This is a genomic window from Tabrizicola sp. (assembly GCF_036781545.1).
GTDB lineage: Bacteria > Pseudomonadota > Alphaproteobacteria > Rhodobacterales > Rhodobacteraceae > Tabrizicola.
This window is the reverse complement of record NZ_DAIQAT010000084.1, coordinates 1-14,607: the sequence shown is the minus strand read 5'-3', so window position 1 is coordinate 14,607 and position 14,607 is coordinate 1. Positions and strand designations below refer to the sequence as shown.

The window sequence follows — 14,607 nt, the reverse complement described above, 5'->3', positions numbered from 1 at the left end:
TGCAGACGCAGTAGCGGATGCCCGCGTCCGCGGCCTCCATGATGCTGTCGGCGGCAAAGGGCGGCGGCACGAAGACGAGGCTGGTGTCGCAGCCGGTGGCGGCGGCGGCCTCTTTCATCGTGTTGAAGACCGGCACGCCCATGACGGTTTCCCCGCCCTTGCCCGGCACCACGCCCGCGACGACATTGCTGCCGTAGTCGAGCATTTCCTTGGTATGGAACTGCGCCATGCGGCCGGTGATGCCCTGGACGACGATGCGGCTGGAACGGTCGAGAAAGATGCTCATCACACGGCCCTCATCTTGGTGTTCTGTTTGCGGTCGTTCTGCCAGGCCGTCACGGCGCGTTCGGCGGCCTCCATCAGCGTGTTGGCGCGGATGATCGGCAGGCCGGATTTGGCCAGGATCTTCTGGCCTTCCTCGACATTGGTGCCCGACAGGCGGACGATCACCGGCACATCCACCGGATTCGCGGTCAGCGCCTGGACGACACCCTCGGCCACCCAGTCGCAGCGGTTGATGCCGGCGAAGATGTTGACGAGGATCGCCTGCACGTTCTGGTCGGACATGACCAACCGGAACGCCTTGGCGACCCTTTCAGGCGTGGCCCCGCCCCCGATGTCGAGGAAGTTGGCAGGCTCGCCCCCGGCCAGCTTGATCGTGTCCATCGTGGCCATCGCCAGCCCGGCCCCGTTCACGATGCAGCCGATGTTGCCCGAGAGCCCGATATAGGCGAGACCCCGGTCGGCGGCCCGGCTTTCGCGCGGGTCTTCCTGCGACTTGTCGCGCAGTTCCGCGATCTGCGGGTGGCGGAAAAGCGCGTTGGTGTCGAAGGTCATCTTGGCATCCAGCGCGAGGATGCGGTTGTCGGCGGTCACCACCAGCGGGTTGATCTCGACCATGGTCGCATCCAGCTCGCGGAAGGCGCGGTAGCAGCCTTGCAGGGTGCGAACCATCTGCTGCGTCAGCGCAGCGGGGATGCCGAGCGCATAGGAGATTTCGCGCGCCTGGAATTCCTGAAGGCCCACGGCGGGTTCCACGGTCGAGCGCACGATCGACTCGGGCCGCGAGGCGGAGATTTCCTCGATCTCCATCCCGCCTTCCGAAGAGGCGACGATCATCACCCGCTGCGACGAGCGGTCGAGCACGAAGCCGAGATAGATCTCACGCGTGAACTCGACGGCATTCTCGACATAGACGCGGTAGATGCCCTTGCCCTCCGGCCCGGTCTGGTGCGTCACGATCTTGCGGCCGAACATGGCGTCGGTGGCTTCCTGGATCTCATGCTCCGAATTGCAGAGCTTGACGCCCCCCGCCTTGCCGCGGCCCCCGGCATGGACCTGGGCCTTGACGATCCAGCGGTCGCCGCCCAGTTCGCGCGCCCGATAGGCGGCCTGTTCGGGGCTGTAGGCCAGCGCGCCCGCAGGCACGGTGACGCCGAATTTGGCAAGGATTTCCTTGGCCTGGTATTCGTGGATATCCATCTGATCCTCCCTTATTCGGCGGCCATGGCGGCGGCGTAGTGGTCTTCCAGCGCGGCCAGGGCCAGGCTGGCGTCCACATTCGCGCCCATCGCGTTCATCTCGGCGGCGAAGCGGGTCACGATCTCGGTGATCGCGGCCTGGCTCAGCTGGTTGAGGATGCCGATGCGGACCTGCACCGGTTCCGACAGCGTCGGCCAGATGCCGAAGCCCTTGGCGCGCGCGGCCTGGACCAGCTCCTTCTCGCGGCCCGCGAGGCTGGGCGGCAGGTTCAGGACGACGAGGCTGGTCATGTTCGACGTGACCTCGCAGCCGAGCGCCTGCACGGCGGCGCGGAGCGCGGCCTCATGGTTGGCGTAATCGGCGGCCTTCTGCGCGCGGCCATGTTGAAGGTTGATGCGCAGCGCCTCGTGGAAAGCCGCGACGGCATAGCCGGAATGGGTGCGGTGGTAGCTGCCCGCGGCCACGTCCTTGCCGTCGATGATGCCCCAGTGCCGGGCCTCGAAGATCGGGTTGTGGACGAACGTGTAGCAGCCGTTTTCCCGCAGATGCGCGATGTAGCGGTCGGTGAAGCTGACCGGGGCATAGGTCAGGGGCAGGCAGAGCACGCCCTTCTGCGGGCAGGAGGCCCAGCCCGCGACGCCGGGAAAGTCGTCGATGTCGAAGTTCTCGATCCCGAGGGAAGAGACCGCATCGACCAGACCCATCACGCCATGCCGTTCGCAGGCGTCGGAGAAGCCCTTCAGATCGTTGATCCGGCCCGAACCGGTTTCCCAATGCGCCATCACGGCCCAGGTGGGCTTGTGCTGCGCGAGGGCCTTTTCCACCACCTCGCCGGTGACGGACTGGCCGTGCGGGACATTGACCACGGTGACGTTCGCGGGCTTCGGGTCCAGCGCATTGGCTTTCAGGTCCGCGCGGCTGGCGGCCTTGGTACGGACGGTCAGCGCGTCGATGCCGCTGAAGGTGCCGTTGACGAAGCAGACAACCGTGTCGCCCGGCAGGATGGCCGAGAAGAGCGCGTCGAGCCCGCTGAAGCCGGTGCCGCCCACGCCGAAGGTGTAGGTGTTCTTCGTGCCCCAGATCTTCCGCAGCATGTGCTTGGCCTCGACCATGCCTCTCAGCACGTCGGCCTGCATATGGTCGGCCAGGCCCGCATTGGCGAAGCTGGCCAGGACGCGCGCATCGGTATTGCCGGGCCCGGGGCCGGCGGCCAGGGTCTCGGGAATGGTGAGTTGCGGGAAAAGTTCGGTGTCGGTCATGCGGCGCCCCTCCCAAGGCCATCGACGTCGGTTGGACTGCGGTCTTTGGAAGACCTGCGACCGTTCCGGGTGCAGCGGAAGAAAAGGTCGCGGGGTCTACCGTGGACGCTGGTCCTGCCCTCAAGGAAAGCGCCACTCGACAGCGGTCACAACATTCCTATATCCTGCTTTTGGATATCTATTCGGGTGGTAGTTTACCCACCCATAAAGGTTGATATACGTCGGTATACAAATCAGACCCTACCAAAATGGGTAGGGAGGAGCGGTTGATGGCGCTTTGGGATGATCAGACGAAGAGCGATCGGGTCACGCTGATGCTGGGCGAGGGCAATCCGCTGATGCTGACGGCGATGTCCGAGATCTTCGAGAAGGACCGCCGATTCTCGCTGGTCGCGACGGCGGCGACGGCGGAGGGGTTTCTCGGCATGGTGATGCGGATGCCGGTGCAGCTGGGGGTGATCGACTGGAACCTGCCCCAGCTGGGTGGGGCGCGGCTGATCGACGTGCTTCGCGCGCAGGCCAGCGCGCCGCGGCTGGTGGTCTATGCCGAAGATACCGGCGACATTCCCCGGAAGGCGATGGCTGCGGGGGCGGCTGGGTTCGTCGCGCGCTCCGAATCGGTGGAGCGGCTTCTGGAAACCTGCGTCGCGGTGGCGAAGGGGCAGATGGTGTTCCCCTTCCTGGACGTGCGCGGACTGAAGCAGGACCCGATCGAATCGCTCTCGCCACGCGAGCGGACTCTGCTCGAGGCGCTGTCGAAAGGGCTGACCAACAAGGAGCTGTCGCGCGAGCTGGATATCAGCGCGAATACGGTGAAATTCCACCTGTCGAACCTGTTCGAGAAGCTGAGCGTGAAGAACCGCGCGCAGGCGATCGCCTTCTTCTACGCCAACCGGGCCTCGCGCGGGGAAATGTGAGGGGCGCATTTTCCCGCTTGACGAACCGCCCCGCCATCGCGGATGCCTAGGGCGGGTGCAGCTCCTACCTTGGCAGGAGCCCAAACATGTCTTTCCACGTCATCACGCAGGCCCCCGCGCGCCTGAACCGCAGCGAGCTGGCCGTTCCGGGCAGCGCCCCCCAGATGTTCGAGAAGGCCGCCACGTCGGACGCGGACGTGATCTTCCTGGACCTTGAGGATGCCGTCGCCCCCGACGACAAGGCGCAGGCCCGCAAGAACATCATCAAGGCGCTGAACGAGATCGACTGGGGCAAGAAGACCATGTCGGTGCGGATCAACGGGCTGGATACCCATTACATGTATCGCGACGTGGTGGATGTGGTGGAACAGGCCGGGGAACGGCTGGACCTGATCATGATCCCGAAGGTCGGCACGGCGGCGGATGTCTATGCGGTCGACATGATGGTCACGCAGATCGAGGATGCGAAGGGTTACAAGAAGCGGATCGGCTTCGAGCACATCATCGAGACGGCGCTGGGGATGCAGAACGTCACCGAGATCGCGGGGGCGTCGAAGCGGAATGAATCGCTGCATTTCGGGGTGGCGGATTATGCGGCCTCGACCCGGGCGCGGACGACGATCATCGGGGGGGTGAACCCGGACTATTCGGTGCTGACCGACAAGCTGGAGGATGGTTCCCGCGCGGTCCACTGGGGCGATATGTGGCACTATGCGCTGGCCCGGATGGTCGTGGCGGCGCGGGCGAACGGGCTGCGGCCGGTGGACGGGCCGTTCGGCGACTTCTCGGACCCCGACGGGTATCGGGCGGCGGCGAAGCGGGCGGCGGTCCTGGGGTGCGAGGGGAAATGGGCGATCCATCCGTCGCAAATCGCGCTGGCCAACGAGGTGATGAGCCCGTCGGAGGCGGAGGTCACCCGGGCGCAGCGGATCCTGGAGGCGATGGCCCAGGCGGCGGCCGAGGGCAAAGGGGCGGTGTCGCTGGACGGGCGGCTGATCGACTATGCCTCGATCCGGCAGGCGGAGGTGCTGGTCCAGAAGGCGAAGCAGATCGCCGGGGGCTGACCTGCCCGCGCGCGGGCACATTCGGACTCCAAATGGAATCAGAGGGTTGTCTGTCGCCGTTCAGGAAGGCTTAACCAGGTTTGGCCGGGCCGGGAGTTGCTCTCCCGGCTCGATCCTGTTTAGGCTTCCGAGAGCGGAGGACATGGAGCAGGAAGCTTGGAGAGTTCCGACGACCTTCTCACCTGGATCATTCTGGCGGCCATCTTTGCGGGGACCGCAGCGCTGTATGGCTGGCTGTTCTGGCGCCAGACCCGCGCGTTTTACCGGGCGATGATCCGCCTGCGCGACCGGATCGACCGAAGCAAGCGCTGGTAGCTCAATCGACCGGGATCAGCGCCACGGCAACGCGGCGGCCTTCTCCCAGCAAGACGTTGTAGGTGCGGGCGGCGGTGGGTGAGGCCATGACCTCGACCCCGATCCCCTGCCCTTCCAGCGCCTCGCGGAAGGCTTGCGGAACATGCGCCACCTGCGAGCCAGTGCCGACAAAGAGGACATCGATCCGGTCCGCCAGCGACAGCGGCGTGGCGCTGTCGTCGAGCCCGCCCCAGGGACCGGCGTCCCAGGGGGTGATCAGGCAGGGGCCGCGCAGCACATGCCCGGCCACGCGGAAGAAACCCGGCCCGTAGCCCTCGATCGCCTTGGCCGAGCCGTAGGTGACTTCGGTCAGGCGCATCGGACCAGAGCCTCAGGCATCGACGTTGGCGAATTCGCTCTTGTCGCGTTTCTTCGGCTTGTCGCCGCGGTTCACGCCAAGGAACAGCACGATGTTCTTGGCCATGTAGAGCGTCGAGTAGGTTCCGAGCAGGACGCCGAGGATCATCGCGAAGACAAAGCCCCGGATCACGTCGCCGCCCCAGATGATCAGCACGATAAGCGAGATCAGCGTGGTCGAGGCTGTCATGACCGTCCGGCTGAGCGTTTCGTTGGCCGTCAGGTTCATCATGTCGCGGAGCGGCATGGTCTTGTACTTGGCCAGGTTCTCGCGCAGGCGGTCGAAGATGACCACCGTATCGTTGACCGAATAGCCAAGGATCGTCAGCAGCGCGGCCACGATGGAGAGGTCGAACTTCAGCTGGAAGACCGCCCAGATGCCCAGGGTGACGATCACGTCATGCAGCATGGCGGCCACGGTTCCCAGCGCCATCTGCCATTCGAACCGCATCCAGATGTAGATCATGATCCCGATGGTCCCGGCGACCACGGCACCGATAGCCTTCCAGATCAGTTCGCCCGAGACCTTGGGCCCGACCGATTCGACCTGCGGGAAGGTGATCGCGGGGTCGATGGCCTTGAGCGCGCCTTCCACCTCGGCGATGACCTCGGCGGTCACGGCCTCTTCGCCCTCGCGCGGGCCGATGCGGACCTGCGCGACATGCTGGTCATCGCGGAAGGACGGGTCGGTGACTTCGGTGATCGAGACATCGCCGATCTGAAGCGCATCCAGAGCGTCGCGATAGACCGAGATTTCGACCGGCGTCGTCGATTCGGTGCGGATCGTGGTGCCGCCCTTGAAGTCGACGCCGAAGTTCAGACCCATGACCCCGACGCAAATGATCGACGCGACCATCAGGACGATCGAAATGCCGAAGGTCAGCCACTGGATGTGGAAGAAGTCGATGTCGGTCTTTTCGGGGACCAGTTTCAGACGGAATGCCATTCTCTGTTCCTCTTCCTCAGACCACAATCGCCTTGGGGCGCTTCCAGTTCAAGTAAAGCTCGATCACCAGTCGGGTGACATAGACCGCCGTGAAAAGCGATGTGATGATGCCCAGCATGAACGTGACGGCAAAGCCGCGCACCGGGCCGGAACCGATCCAGTACATGATGAAGCCGGTCATCAGCCCGGTGATGTTCGAGTCCATGATGGCCGAGAAGGCGCGTTCGAACCCGGCCTCGACAGCGCGTGCGGGCGAGAGGCCGATGCGCAATTCCTCACGTATGCGTTCGAAGATCAGCACGTTGGCGTCGACGGCCATCCCCATGGTCAGCACGATCCCGGCGATGCCGGGAAGGGTGAGGGTGGCGCCGATGGTGGACAGGACGGCAACCATGATGATGATGTTCAGCACCAGCGCGATGTTCGCGAACCAGCCGAACATGCCATAGCACAGCACCATATAGGCGATCACGGCGACGCCACCGATGACGGCGGCGGTCTTGCCCGCAGCGATGGAATCGGCGCCGAGTTCCGGGCCGATGGTCCGCTCTTCCAGGAATTCCATCCCCGCCGGCAGGGCGCCCGCGCGCAGCAGCACGGCGAGTTCGGTCGATTCCTCGACGTTCTGGCTGCCGGTGATGATGCCCGAGCCGCCCGGAATATGGCTCTGGATGACGGGGGCTGAGATGACCTGGTTGTCCAGCACGATGGCGAAGGGCGAGCCGATGTTTTCCGCAGTATAATCGCCGAACTTGCGCGCACCGGTGGAATCGAAGCGGAAGCTCACGGCGGGTGCGCCATTCTGGTCGAAAGAGGGTTGCGCATCGACCAGATCGTCGCCGGACACGACGGGCGTCTCTTCGATGATGTAGTAGACACCGGATTCGCCCTTGGAGGGCAGCAGCAGGTTGCGCGCGCCGGGGTTGGCGGAAGCGTCGGTGGTGCGGCTGATCACGCGGTTGAAAGTCAGCTTGGCGGTGGTGCCGATCAGCGACTTCAGTTCCGCCGCCGAGCCGATGCCGGGAACCTGGATCAGGATCCGGTCAGAGCCCTGGCGCTGGATCGTGGGTTCGCGCGTCCCGGCCTGGTCCACCCGGTTGCGGATGATCTCAAGGCTTTGCTGGACGGTGCGAACGTCCGAGGCCGCCTTTTCGGCATCGGTTAGCCGGATGACGATATCGTTACCCTCGGCGGTAATGCTGAGATCGTTCTGGCCGGCGCCGGTCAGGGTCATGACCGGGGTGGTCAGCTTCTGCATCGCGGCCAGCGCCGCCGTCATGCCATCGGGGTTGGAAATGGTGATGCGCAGCGTATCTTCGGGCGAGGGGGCGCGGCGGACGGCACCGACCTGATCGCGCAGAGGGCGCAGGGCATCGCGCGCCTCGGGCCAGAGCGAATTCATCCGCGCCTTGTAGACGTCCGACACCTCGACCCGCGCCAGCAAGTGTGCACCGCCCCGCAGGTCAAGCCCGAGCGGCATCACCGCTGAGGGCAGCCAGTTGGGCCAGAGCGCCCTGTCGGCCTCTTGCGCGGGCGTGGCGACCCCCTTGGCCTTGGCAATGGCGTTGACCGCATCGTTGTGGGTCTCGGCCCGCTGGTAGAAGGCGTTTGGCGTCGCCGCCAGCACGCCCCACAGGCAGACCACAAGGATGAGAAGGCGCTTCCAGAGCGGGGTCGGGGTCATGTCGGGGGCTCCGGCCTCAGCTTGCCGCGGGTTCGGTCTTGTTCAGGACCTGGGTGATGGTGTGCTTGACGACCTTCACCTTGACCCCGTCGGCGATCTCGACCTCGACCATGCCGTCGTCCTGGACCTTCACCACCTTGGCGACGATGCCGCCCGAGGTGACGACCTGGTCGCCGCGGCGGAGCGCGTCGACCATGGCGCGGTGATCCTTCATCTTCTTCTGCTGCGGGCGGATGAGCAGGAAGTAGAAGATCACGAAGATCAGGACGATCGGCAGGAACTGCGCGAAAGCGGCGGCACCGCCGGGGGCGGCGCCTGCGGTTTGCGCGAAGGCGGGGGTGACGAACATGGGCATCCTTTCCTGCGGGGCCGGGTCCGTCTGGCGGGGCCCGTTTGCGATTGTCGGCTCATGTAAGGCCTTTCGAAGCGCTTTGCCAGAGGGCGTGCGCTGCGGGGCGCCTTCCCCCCTGCATCGTTATCGGGCATAAGCGCCGGTGTTGCGTTCCAGAGGGGCAGAGCCATGCACGACATCCGCTTCATCCGCGAAAATCCGGCGGCGTTCGACAGGGCGCTGTCGCGGCGCGGGCTGGCGCCGATGTCGGCGGAACTGCTGGCGCTGGACGAGGCGCGGCGGGCGAAGATCCTGGCGGCGGAGACGGCGGCGGCGGCGCAGAATGCGGCGTCGAAGGAGGTGGGCGCGGCGAAGGCGCGGGGCGACGACACGGAGTTCGAGCGGCTGCGGGCGCTGGTGGCCGAGAAGAAGGCCGAGGGCGCGCGGCTGACCGAGGAGGCGGGGACCGAGGACGCGGCGCTGCGCGATGCGCTGATGCGCATTCCGAACATGGCGCTGGACGAGGTGCCGGAGGGGCCGGACGAGACGGCGAATGTGGAGATCCGGCGCTGGGGCACGCCCCGCGAGATGGACTTCAAGCCTTTGGAACATTTTGATATTCCGGCGGCGAAGGGCGGATTGGACTTCCCCACCGCGGCCAAACTTTCCGGGAGCCGCTTCGTGGTGCTGCGCGGGGCCGTCGCGCGGGTGCATCGGGCCTTGGCGCAGTTCATGCTGGACCTGCACACGTCCGAGCATGGGTTGGCCGAGACCTGGACCCCGGTGCTGGTCAAGGAAGAGGCGATGTATGGCACCAACCAGTTGCCGAAATTCGCCGAGGACAGCTACCAGACCACGAACGGCTGGTGGCTGATCCCGACCTCGGAAGTCACGCTGACCAATTCGGTCGCAGGCGACATCCTGGACGAGGCAGCCCTGCCCCTGCGGATGACGGCGCATACGCATTGCTTCCGGTCGGAGGCCGGGTCGGCGGGCAAGGACACGACGGGGATGCTGCGGCAGCACCAGTTCGAGAAGGTCGAGATGGTGACGATCTGCACGCCGGAAACGGCGCTGGCCGAACACGAAAGAATGACCGGCTGCGCGCAGGCGGTGCTGGAGCGGCTGGGCCTGCCCTACCGGACCATCGTGCTTTGCACCGGGGACATGGGATTCGGGGCGCAGAAGACGCATGACCTGGAGGTCTGGCTGCCGGGACAGAACACCTATCGCGAGATTTCCAGTGTCTCGACCTGCGGCCAGTTCCAGGCGCGGCGGATGAACGCACGGTATCGGCCTGCGGGCGGCAAGCCGGAGTTCGTGGCGACGCTGAACGGGTCGGGTCTGGCCGTGGGGCGTTGCCTGATCGCGGTCCTGGAGAACGGGCAGGAGGCCGACGGCTCGGTGACCTTGCCTTCGGCGCTGGTGCCCTATCTTGGCGGCAAGAGCCGGATCACGGCAGAGGGCGTTCTGGTCTGACCACGGAACCCCCTGACAGCGAAAGCGTTTCCGGTCGGAAGGAGTGAGCTGATGCGAGTCCGTGCCGTTTTCCTGCTGTGCCTTGCTATCCTGTTCGCGCTGACCCCGCTGATGCTGCCCAGCTTCGACGGCTATGACCCGGAGGATTTCCCGGTGCAGGTGCTGCGGCCTTCGGTGCAGCCGGCGGGTTATGCCTTCTCGATCTGGCTGGTGATCTATGCCGGGCTGATCCTGCACGCGGGCTTCGGTCTCTTGCGTCGGGCCGACGATCCGGTCTGGGACCGGCCCCGCCTGCCGCTGATGGCGGCGCTGGTGTTGGGAACGACCTGGGTCGCGCTGGCCGAGGATCAGCCGGTGGCGGGAACGGTGACGATCCTGGTGATGTTGGCGGCGGCGCTGGTTGCGGTCCTGCGCACCGGACGCGAGGACCGGCTTTGGCTGATGCCGCCGATTGCGCTTCTGGCGGGCTGGGTCACGGCGGCGGCAGGGGCGGCCTCGGGCGTGACGCTGGCGGGGCTGGGCTGGCTGACGGATACCGCGAGCGCGGTGGTCTGCATCCTGGCGGTGCTGGTTCTGGCGGCGGCGATGCAGCTGCGGGTGGGCCGGGTGCCGGAATATGGCGCTGCAGTGATCTGGGCGCTGGTCGGAATCGTCGTGGCCAACTGGGGGCTGAACCCGACCGTCGCCTGGCTGGCGCTGGCGGGCGCGGTGGTTATGGGAGCGGTGACCGTGCTGGCTTGGCGGCGGGGGTAACGGAGTTTTCGAAAACTCCGGTTCGGAGCCTTTGAAGGCTCTGGTCCGATTTCTTCAAAGAAATCGGCGCCCCGACTACTGCCCGGTGTTCTTTTCCTTGTGCTTCCGCAGCCGCGAGGGCGTGTGGAACTTGCGTTCCTTCCAGGGGTTCTGGTCGCCCTGTGACCGCAGGAACAACCGGATCGGCGTGCCCGGCATGTCGAAATGGTCGCGCAACCCGTTGACCAGATAACGCTTGTAGCTTTCCGGAAGTTCATCGGGGCGCGAGCATTTGATCATGAAGCCCGGCGGCCGGGTCTTGGCCTGGGTCATGTAGCGCAGCTTGATCCGGTGGCCCCCGGGGGCGGGCGGGGGATGCGCCTCGGTCATCGCACCGAGCCAGGTGTTCAGCTTGGCGGTGGGGATGCGGCGGTTCCAGACGTCATGGGCCTTCAGGATCGCGTCGTGCAGGCGGTCGAGGCCCCTGCCCGTCTTGGCCGACACGGTGACAAGGGGCGCGCCGCGCAGCTGCGGGAGGAGACGTTCGAACATCTCCTTCAGCTCGGCCAGCTTTTCCTGCTTGTCGTCCTCTAGATCCCATTTGTTGACGGCGACCACCACGGCGCGGCCTTCGGTCTCGGCGAAGTCGGCGATGCGCAGGTCCTGCACCTCGAAGGGAATCTCCACGTCGAGAAGCACCACCACCACCTCGGCGAAGCGCACGGCGCGGAGACCGTCGGCGACGGAGAGCTTCTCCAGCTTCTCCACCACCCTGGCCTTCTTGCGCATTCCGGCAGTGTCCCAGATGCGGATCGGCGTGCCCTGCCAGTCGGCGCGGACGGAAATGGCGTCGCGGGTAATCCCGGCCTCAGGGCCCGTCAGCATCCGGTCGGTGCCGAGGATCTTATTGATCAGGGTGGACTTTCCGGCGTTCGGGCGGCCGATGACGGCGATCTGCAGGGGTTTGGTGGCGGTGGGGCGGTGGGCGTTCTCATCCGCCTCAAGCTCGGCCTCGTCCTCGGGAATGTCGGTGTCGGTCTCCGGCAGCATCTCGGCTTCGCGGGGGGCGAATTCTTCCTCGAAGGGCTTCAGGGCAGTGTAGAGGTCGTCCATCCCCTCGCCATGTTCGGCGGAAAGACGGATCGGGTCGCCGAGGCCCAGGGACCAGGCTTCCAGCGCGCCGCTGTCGCCCGCCTTGCCCTCGGCCTTGTTGACGCCGAGAAGGACGCGGGCGGCCTTCTTGCGCAGGATGTCGGCGAACACCTCGTCCGAGGGGGTGACGCCGACCCGCCCGTCGATCAGGAAGAGGCAGACATCGGCCATGTCGACGGCGCGTTCGGTCAGGCGGCGCATCCGGCCTTGCAGGCTGTCGTCCGTCACCTCTTCAAGGCCCGCGGTGTCGATCACGGTGAAGCGCAGGTCGAAAAGCCGGGCATCGCCCTCGCGCAGGTCGCGGGTCACGCCGGGCTGGTCGTCGACCAGCGCGAGCTTGCGGCCCACGAGGCGGTTGAAGAGCGTCGACTTGCCCACATTGGGGCGGCCCACGATGGCGAGGGTGAAGGTCATCTTATGTGTCCAGGCTTCGCGAAGCCGCCCAGATACACGGCTTCGCCCCTAGCGGAAAGCGTGAAGTTGCCCCTTGCCGCCTACGACATAGAGCGTCCCGCCCGCAACGGCGGGTTGCGCCGCGGCGCCTCCGGGGATTTCGGCGGTGTAGGTGAGCGCGCCATTGGCCGGGTCGAAGGCGCGCAGGAGCCCGTCGGAGGAGACGACCATGACGCGGCCACCGGCAAGGACCGGGCCGTAATGGGCGTAGATGCCCTTGCGCTTCTTGATCTTGTCCTGGGTGAAATAGGGCATTTCGACGGACCAGATCACCTCGCCCGTGGCGGCGTCGAGACGGACGAGCCGAGCCTCGTCGTTGACCAGGAAGAGAGAGCCGCCTGCCACGGCGACGGGGCCGAGCGCGCCTTCGGTCGCGGACCAGAGCTTTTCCCCCGAGGAGGCGGAAAGCGCCACGGTGCGGCCCGCGCCGGACCCGGCGTAGATCGTCTTGCCCGCGATCACCGCGTCGCCGGTGACGTCGTAGGTGACGGCATAGGCGCGGCCAAGCCGCTTGCCCGCGAGCGAGGATTGCCAGACCTTGGTGCCGCCGCCGATCTTGAGGACGGCCATCAGGTCGCCCGCCGACGAGGGGAAGATCACCGCGCGGTCGCCGATGCTGGGGGCGGCGGTGCCGACATAGGCAGTCTTGCCGGGGGTGCCGACGACCTGCCAGATCACCTTGCCGCTGGCCGCGTCGACCGCCCAGGCCGAACCATCCATGCCCGCGACATAGACCGCGTTGCCATCGGCCGCGGGGGCGCCGCTGACCGGGGCGTCGACGCGCTGGCGCCAGAGGACGGCACCGGTGGCGGCGTCGAGCGCCACCAGCTCGCCATAGCCGGTGGTGGCGAAGAGGCGGCTGCCCGCGACGGCGAGGCCGCCCGCGGACTGCCCGCCGCCCTTGTCGAAGCTGGCGGCGAGGTCGGTGGACCAGAGCGTCGCGCCGCCGGTCGAGGTGGCGGTGACGGCGGTGCCTGCGTCGATGGTGAAGATGCGGCCATCCGCCACAACGGGCGCGGCGGAGATGCGGTTCTTGCGGCTGGAGCCGGCGCCGATATTGGCCGACCAGACCCGCTGCGGCGTGGGGGACAGCGCGGCATGCGGCATCAGGTGGCGGGCGTTGCCGGCGCGCTGGGTCCAGTCGCCGCCGGTCTGGGCGCCGAGCGAGATCGGGACGCTGCGGTTCTCGGCCTCGGCGGGGGCGGTGGGCGCGGGCTTGCCCTCGACAGGGATCGAGGCGTCAAGGTCGGTGCGGACCGGGAAGCGTTCGCCCTGGAGGATCACTTCCTTGTCGCCGCAGGCGGCGAGACACGCCAGAAGCGCCGCGCCGGTCATTAGCCTGATCTTCATGCCTGCCACCTGATAGGACCTTTCGCTTCCGCCCATCGCCGTCTCAGCCGCCTGCCGTTTCGGGCAGGGTGCCGCCCAGCGCCGTCACCACCTGCCCGAGCCGCGCCCTGAGCGAGCCGGAGGCTTCCTGGTCCTGCATCAACGCCGTCAGAGCGGCGACGGCTTCATCCGTCTTGCCCTCTTCAATCAGGAGATAGGCCAGCTGCTCCTCGGCCAGGACGCGGTAAGGACGGCCCGGGACGGCGATGCCGTCAAGCGCGGCGCGGCGGTCGGCGGCGGGCAGGTCGGCCCCGGCGACCAGCACCCGGCGCAGGACGGCGAGATCACGGTAAACGGGGGAGAGCGATCCGTCACCGGCCACCTTGTCCAGCGCGGCGAGCGTCGCGGCCTTGTCCTCGGCCAGGTCGGAGGCGGCGATAAGCTGCAGGATCGCGGTCTGCCCGGCAGCGGCGGGCACGGCGGCCAGCGCTTCGCGGCGTTCCTCGGGGGTGCCCTGGTCCAGCGCGTCAATCACCGCATCGCCGAAGGCTTCGGCCCGGGATTCGGCGCGGGATTTCGACCATTCGGTCCAGGCGGTGCCGACGACAAGGCCGAGGATGATCACCATCCCGATCCAGCCGTACTTGCGGAAGAGCCGGAACAGGCGGTCGCGGCGCACCTCTTCGGTGACTTCGTCGATGAAGCTGTCGGGATTGCTCACGCCTTGGCCTTTTCCTGTCGTTTGCCCCGTCTTACAGGCAAAGCCCGCACATTGCCAAGCCCTGCCCCGCCGCAGCGGCGGTCAGAAATCCGTGGGCAGGCCGAGGTTCTTGCGGAAGCCGGTGATCCAGTCCTCATAGCCTGCGGGCAATGTGCCTGCGGTCTGCATCGCTTCCAACATGTCCAGCGCCTCGCGGTTCTCGGCGGTCGGGTCCTGCAGCAGCATGGCCCGCTGGTCGAGCGCGCGCACCACGTCGATCCGATACCAGACATCGTCGGGATATGCGGCGGCAAGGTCGCGCATGATGCGCAGGGATTCGTCCTGGTGCGGCAGCGCGCCGCGATAAT

Annotated in this window: 15 protein-coding genes and 1 pseudogene; 5 read left to right on the top strand and 11 right to left on the bottom strand. The window is 66.6% G+C overall.

The window, feature by feature from the left end; genetic code table 11:
- The 3 genes and pseudogenes from V7Q39_RS13055 to V7Q39_RS13045 form a co-directional block, all read right to left on the bottom strand.
- Positions 1 to 286, bottom strand: a pseudogene (locus V7Q39_RS13055) (succinate--CoA ligase subunit alpha); the annotation flags it as partial.
- Positions 286 to 1,482 (bottom strand): malate--CoA ligase subunit beta, encoded by a 1,197-nt coding sequence (locus V7Q39_RS13050; protein WP_333817029.1) that lies wholly within the window; start codon positions 1,480 to 1,482, stop codon positions 286 to 288. The gene V7Q39_RS13050 and the pseudogene V7Q39_RS13055, both read right to left, overlap by 1 nt.
- Positions 1,483 to 1,493: 11 nt before the next feature.
- Complete coding sequence (locus V7Q39_RS13045; protein WP_333817028.1) at positions 1,494 to 2,741, bottom strand: aminotransferase class V-fold PLP-dependent enzyme; 1,248 nt, start codon at positions 2,739 to 2,741, stop codon at positions 1,494 to 1,496.
- Between the two features lie 314 nt (positions 2,742 to 3,055).
- Here V7Q39_RS13045 and V7Q39_RS13040 point away from each other — a divergent pair, with 314 nt between their 5' ends.
- The 3 genes from V7Q39_RS13040 to V7Q39_RS13030 all read left to right on the top strand — a co-directional run bounded on the left by V7Q39_RS13040 (position 3,056) and on the right by V7Q39_RS13030 (position 5,037).
- A complete protein-coding gene (locus V7Q39_RS13040) occupies positions 3,056 to 3,658 on the top strand; it encodes a response regulator transcription factor (RefSeq protein WP_333817030.1) in 603 nt (200 codons plus the stop codon).
- Positions 3,659 to 3,744: 86 nt separating this feature from the next.
- Positions 3,745 to 4,722, top strand: a complete 978-nt coding sequence (locus tag V7Q39_RS13035) for an HpcH/HpaI aldolase/citrate lyase family protein (protein ID WP_333817027.1) — start codon at positions 3,745 to 3,747, stop codon at positions 4,720 to 4,722.
- 156 nt (positions 4,723 to 4,878) lie between these two features.
- Positions 4,879 to 5,037 (top strand): hypothetical protein, encoded by a 159-nt coding sequence (locus V7Q39_RS13030; RefSeq protein WP_333817026.1) that lies wholly within the window; start codon positions 4,879 to 4,881, stop codon positions 5,035 to 5,037.
- A gap of 1 nt (position 5,038) precedes the next feature.
- Here the strand turns inward: V7Q39_RS13030 and V7Q39_RS13025 are convergent, their stop codons facing one another.
- The 4 genes from V7Q39_RS13025 to yajC are packed head-to-tail and all read right to left on the bottom strand — an operon-like array spanning position 5,039 to position 8,412.
- Positions 5,039 to 5,395, bottom strand: a complete 357-nt coding sequence (locus tag V7Q39_RS13025) for an Mth938-like domain-containing protein (protein WP_333817025.1) — start codon at positions 5,393 to 5,395, stop codon at positions 5,039 to 5,041.
- Between the two features lie 12 nt (positions 5,396 to 5,407).
- Complete coding sequence (secF, locus tag V7Q39_RS13020; protein ID WP_333817024.1) at positions 5,408 to 6,379, bottom strand: protein translocase subunit SecF; 972 nt, start codon at positions 6,377 to 6,379, stop codon at positions 5,408 to 5,410.
- A gap of 16 nt (positions 6,380 to 6,395) precedes the next feature.
- Positions 6,396 to 8,063, bottom strand: a complete 1,668-nt coding sequence (gene secD / locus V7Q39_RS13015; RefSeq protein WP_333817023.1) for a protein translocase subunit SecD — start codon at positions 8,061 to 8,063, stop codon at positions 6,396 to 6,398.
- Between the two features lie 16 nt (positions 8,064 to 8,079).
- Positions 8,080 to 8,412 carry a preprotein translocase subunit YajC gene (gene yajC / locus V7Q39_RS13010; protein ID WP_333817022.1) on the bottom strand — a complete coding sequence of 111 codons (333 nt, stop codon included), beginning with the start codon at positions 8,410 to 8,412 and terminating at the stop codon, positions 8,080 to 8,082.
- A gap of 171 nt (positions 8,413 to 8,583) precedes the next feature.
- Between yajC and serS the strand changes: the two genes are divergently transcribed.
- Together serS and V7Q39_RS13000 are read left to right on the top strand one after the other, a co-directional pair.
- Positions 8,584 to 9,873, top strand: a complete 1,290-nt coding sequence (gene serS, locus V7Q39_RS13005) for a serine--tRNA ligase (RefSeq protein WP_333817021.1) — start codon at positions 8,584 to 8,586, stop codon at positions 9,871 to 9,873.
- A 51-nt stretch (positions 9,874 to 9,924) separates the two neighbouring features.
- A complete protein-coding gene (locus V7Q39_RS13000; protein ID WP_333817020.1) occupies positions 9,925 to 10,626 on the top strand; it encodes a hypothetical protein in 702 nt (233 codons plus the stop codon).
- 75 nt (positions 10,627 to 10,701) lie between these two features.
- On the opposite strand, the gene der is transcribed toward V7Q39_RS13000, so the two are convergent.
- The 4 genes from der to V7Q39_RS12980 form a co-directional block, all read right to left on the bottom strand.
- Positions 10,702 to 12,171 carry a ribosome biogenesis GTPase Der gene (gene der / locus V7Q39_RS12995; protein WP_333817019.1) on the bottom strand — a complete coding sequence of 490 codons (1,470 nt, stop codon included), beginning with the start codon at positions 12,169 to 12,171 and terminating at the stop codon, positions 10,702 to 10,704.
- A gap of 48 nt (positions 12,172 to 12,219) precedes the next feature.
- A complete protein-coding gene (locus tag V7Q39_RS12990) occupies positions 12,220 to 13,560 on the bottom strand; it encodes an outer membrane protein assembly factor BamB family protein (protein ID WP_333817018.1) in 1,341 nt (446 codons plus the stop codon).
- A gap of 43 nt (positions 13,561 to 13,603) precedes the next feature.
- A complete protein-coding gene (locus V7Q39_RS12985; RefSeq protein ID WP_333817017.1) occupies positions 13,604 to 14,260 on the bottom strand; it encodes a hypothetical protein in 657 nt (218 codons plus the stop codon).
- Positions 14,261 to 14,341: 81 nt separating this feature from the next.
- Positions 14,342 to 14,607, bottom strand: a 266-nt coding sequence (locus tag V7Q39_RS12980) for a hypothetical protein (RefSeq protein ID WP_333817016.1), incomplete at its 5' end; no start/stop codon positions are given.

Bases quoted from the DNA above. Each gene is read 5' to 3' on its own strand.
- V7Q39_RS13000 (WP_333817020.1), top strand. From the start codon at position 9,925: ATGCGAGTCCGTGCCGTTTTCCTGCTGTGCCTTGCTATCCTGTTCGCG.
- serS (WP_333817021.1), top strand. From the start codon at position 8,584: ATGCACGACATCCGCTTCATCCGCGAAAATCCGGCGGCGTTCGACAGG.
- secF (WP_333817024.1), bottom strand. From the start codon at position 6,379: ATGGCATTCCGTCTGAAACTGGTCCCCGAAAAGACCGACATCGACTTC.
- V7Q39_RS12990 (WP_333817018.1), bottom strand. From the start codon at position 13,560: ATGAAGATCAGGCTAATGACCGGCGCGGCGCTTCTGGCGTGTCTCGCC.
- V7Q39_RS13040 (WP_333817030.1), top strand. From the start codon at position 3,056: ATGCTGGGCGAGGGCAATCCGCTGATGCTGACGGCGATGTCCGAGATC.
- V7Q39_RS13035 (WP_333817027.1), top strand. From the start codon at position 3,745: ATGTCTTTCCACGTCATCACGCAGGCCCCCGCGCGCCTGAACCGCAGC.
- der (WP_333817019.1), bottom strand. From the start codon at position 12,171: ATGACCTTCACCCTCGCCATCGTGGGCCGCCCCAATGTGGGCAAGTCG.
- V7Q39_RS13050 (WP_333817029.1), bottom strand. From the start codon at position 1,482: ATGGATATCCACGAATACCAGGCCAAGGAAATCCTTGCCAAATTCGGC.
- yajC (WP_333817022.1), bottom strand. From the start codon at position 8,412: ATGTTCGTCACCCCCGCCTTCGCGCAAACCGCAGGCGCCGCCCCCGGC.
- secD (WP_333817023.1), bottom strand. From the start codon at position 8,063: ATGACCCCGACCCCGCTCTGGAAGCGCCTTCTCATCCTTGTGGTCTGC.
- V7Q39_RS13025 (WP_333817025.1), bottom strand. From the start codon at position 5,395: ATGCGCCTGACCGAAGTCACCTACGGCTCGGCCAAGGCGATCGAGGGC.
- V7Q39_RS13045 (WP_333817028.1), bottom strand. From the start codon at position 2,741: ATGACCGACACCGAACTTTTCCCGCAACTCACCATTCCCGAGACCCTG.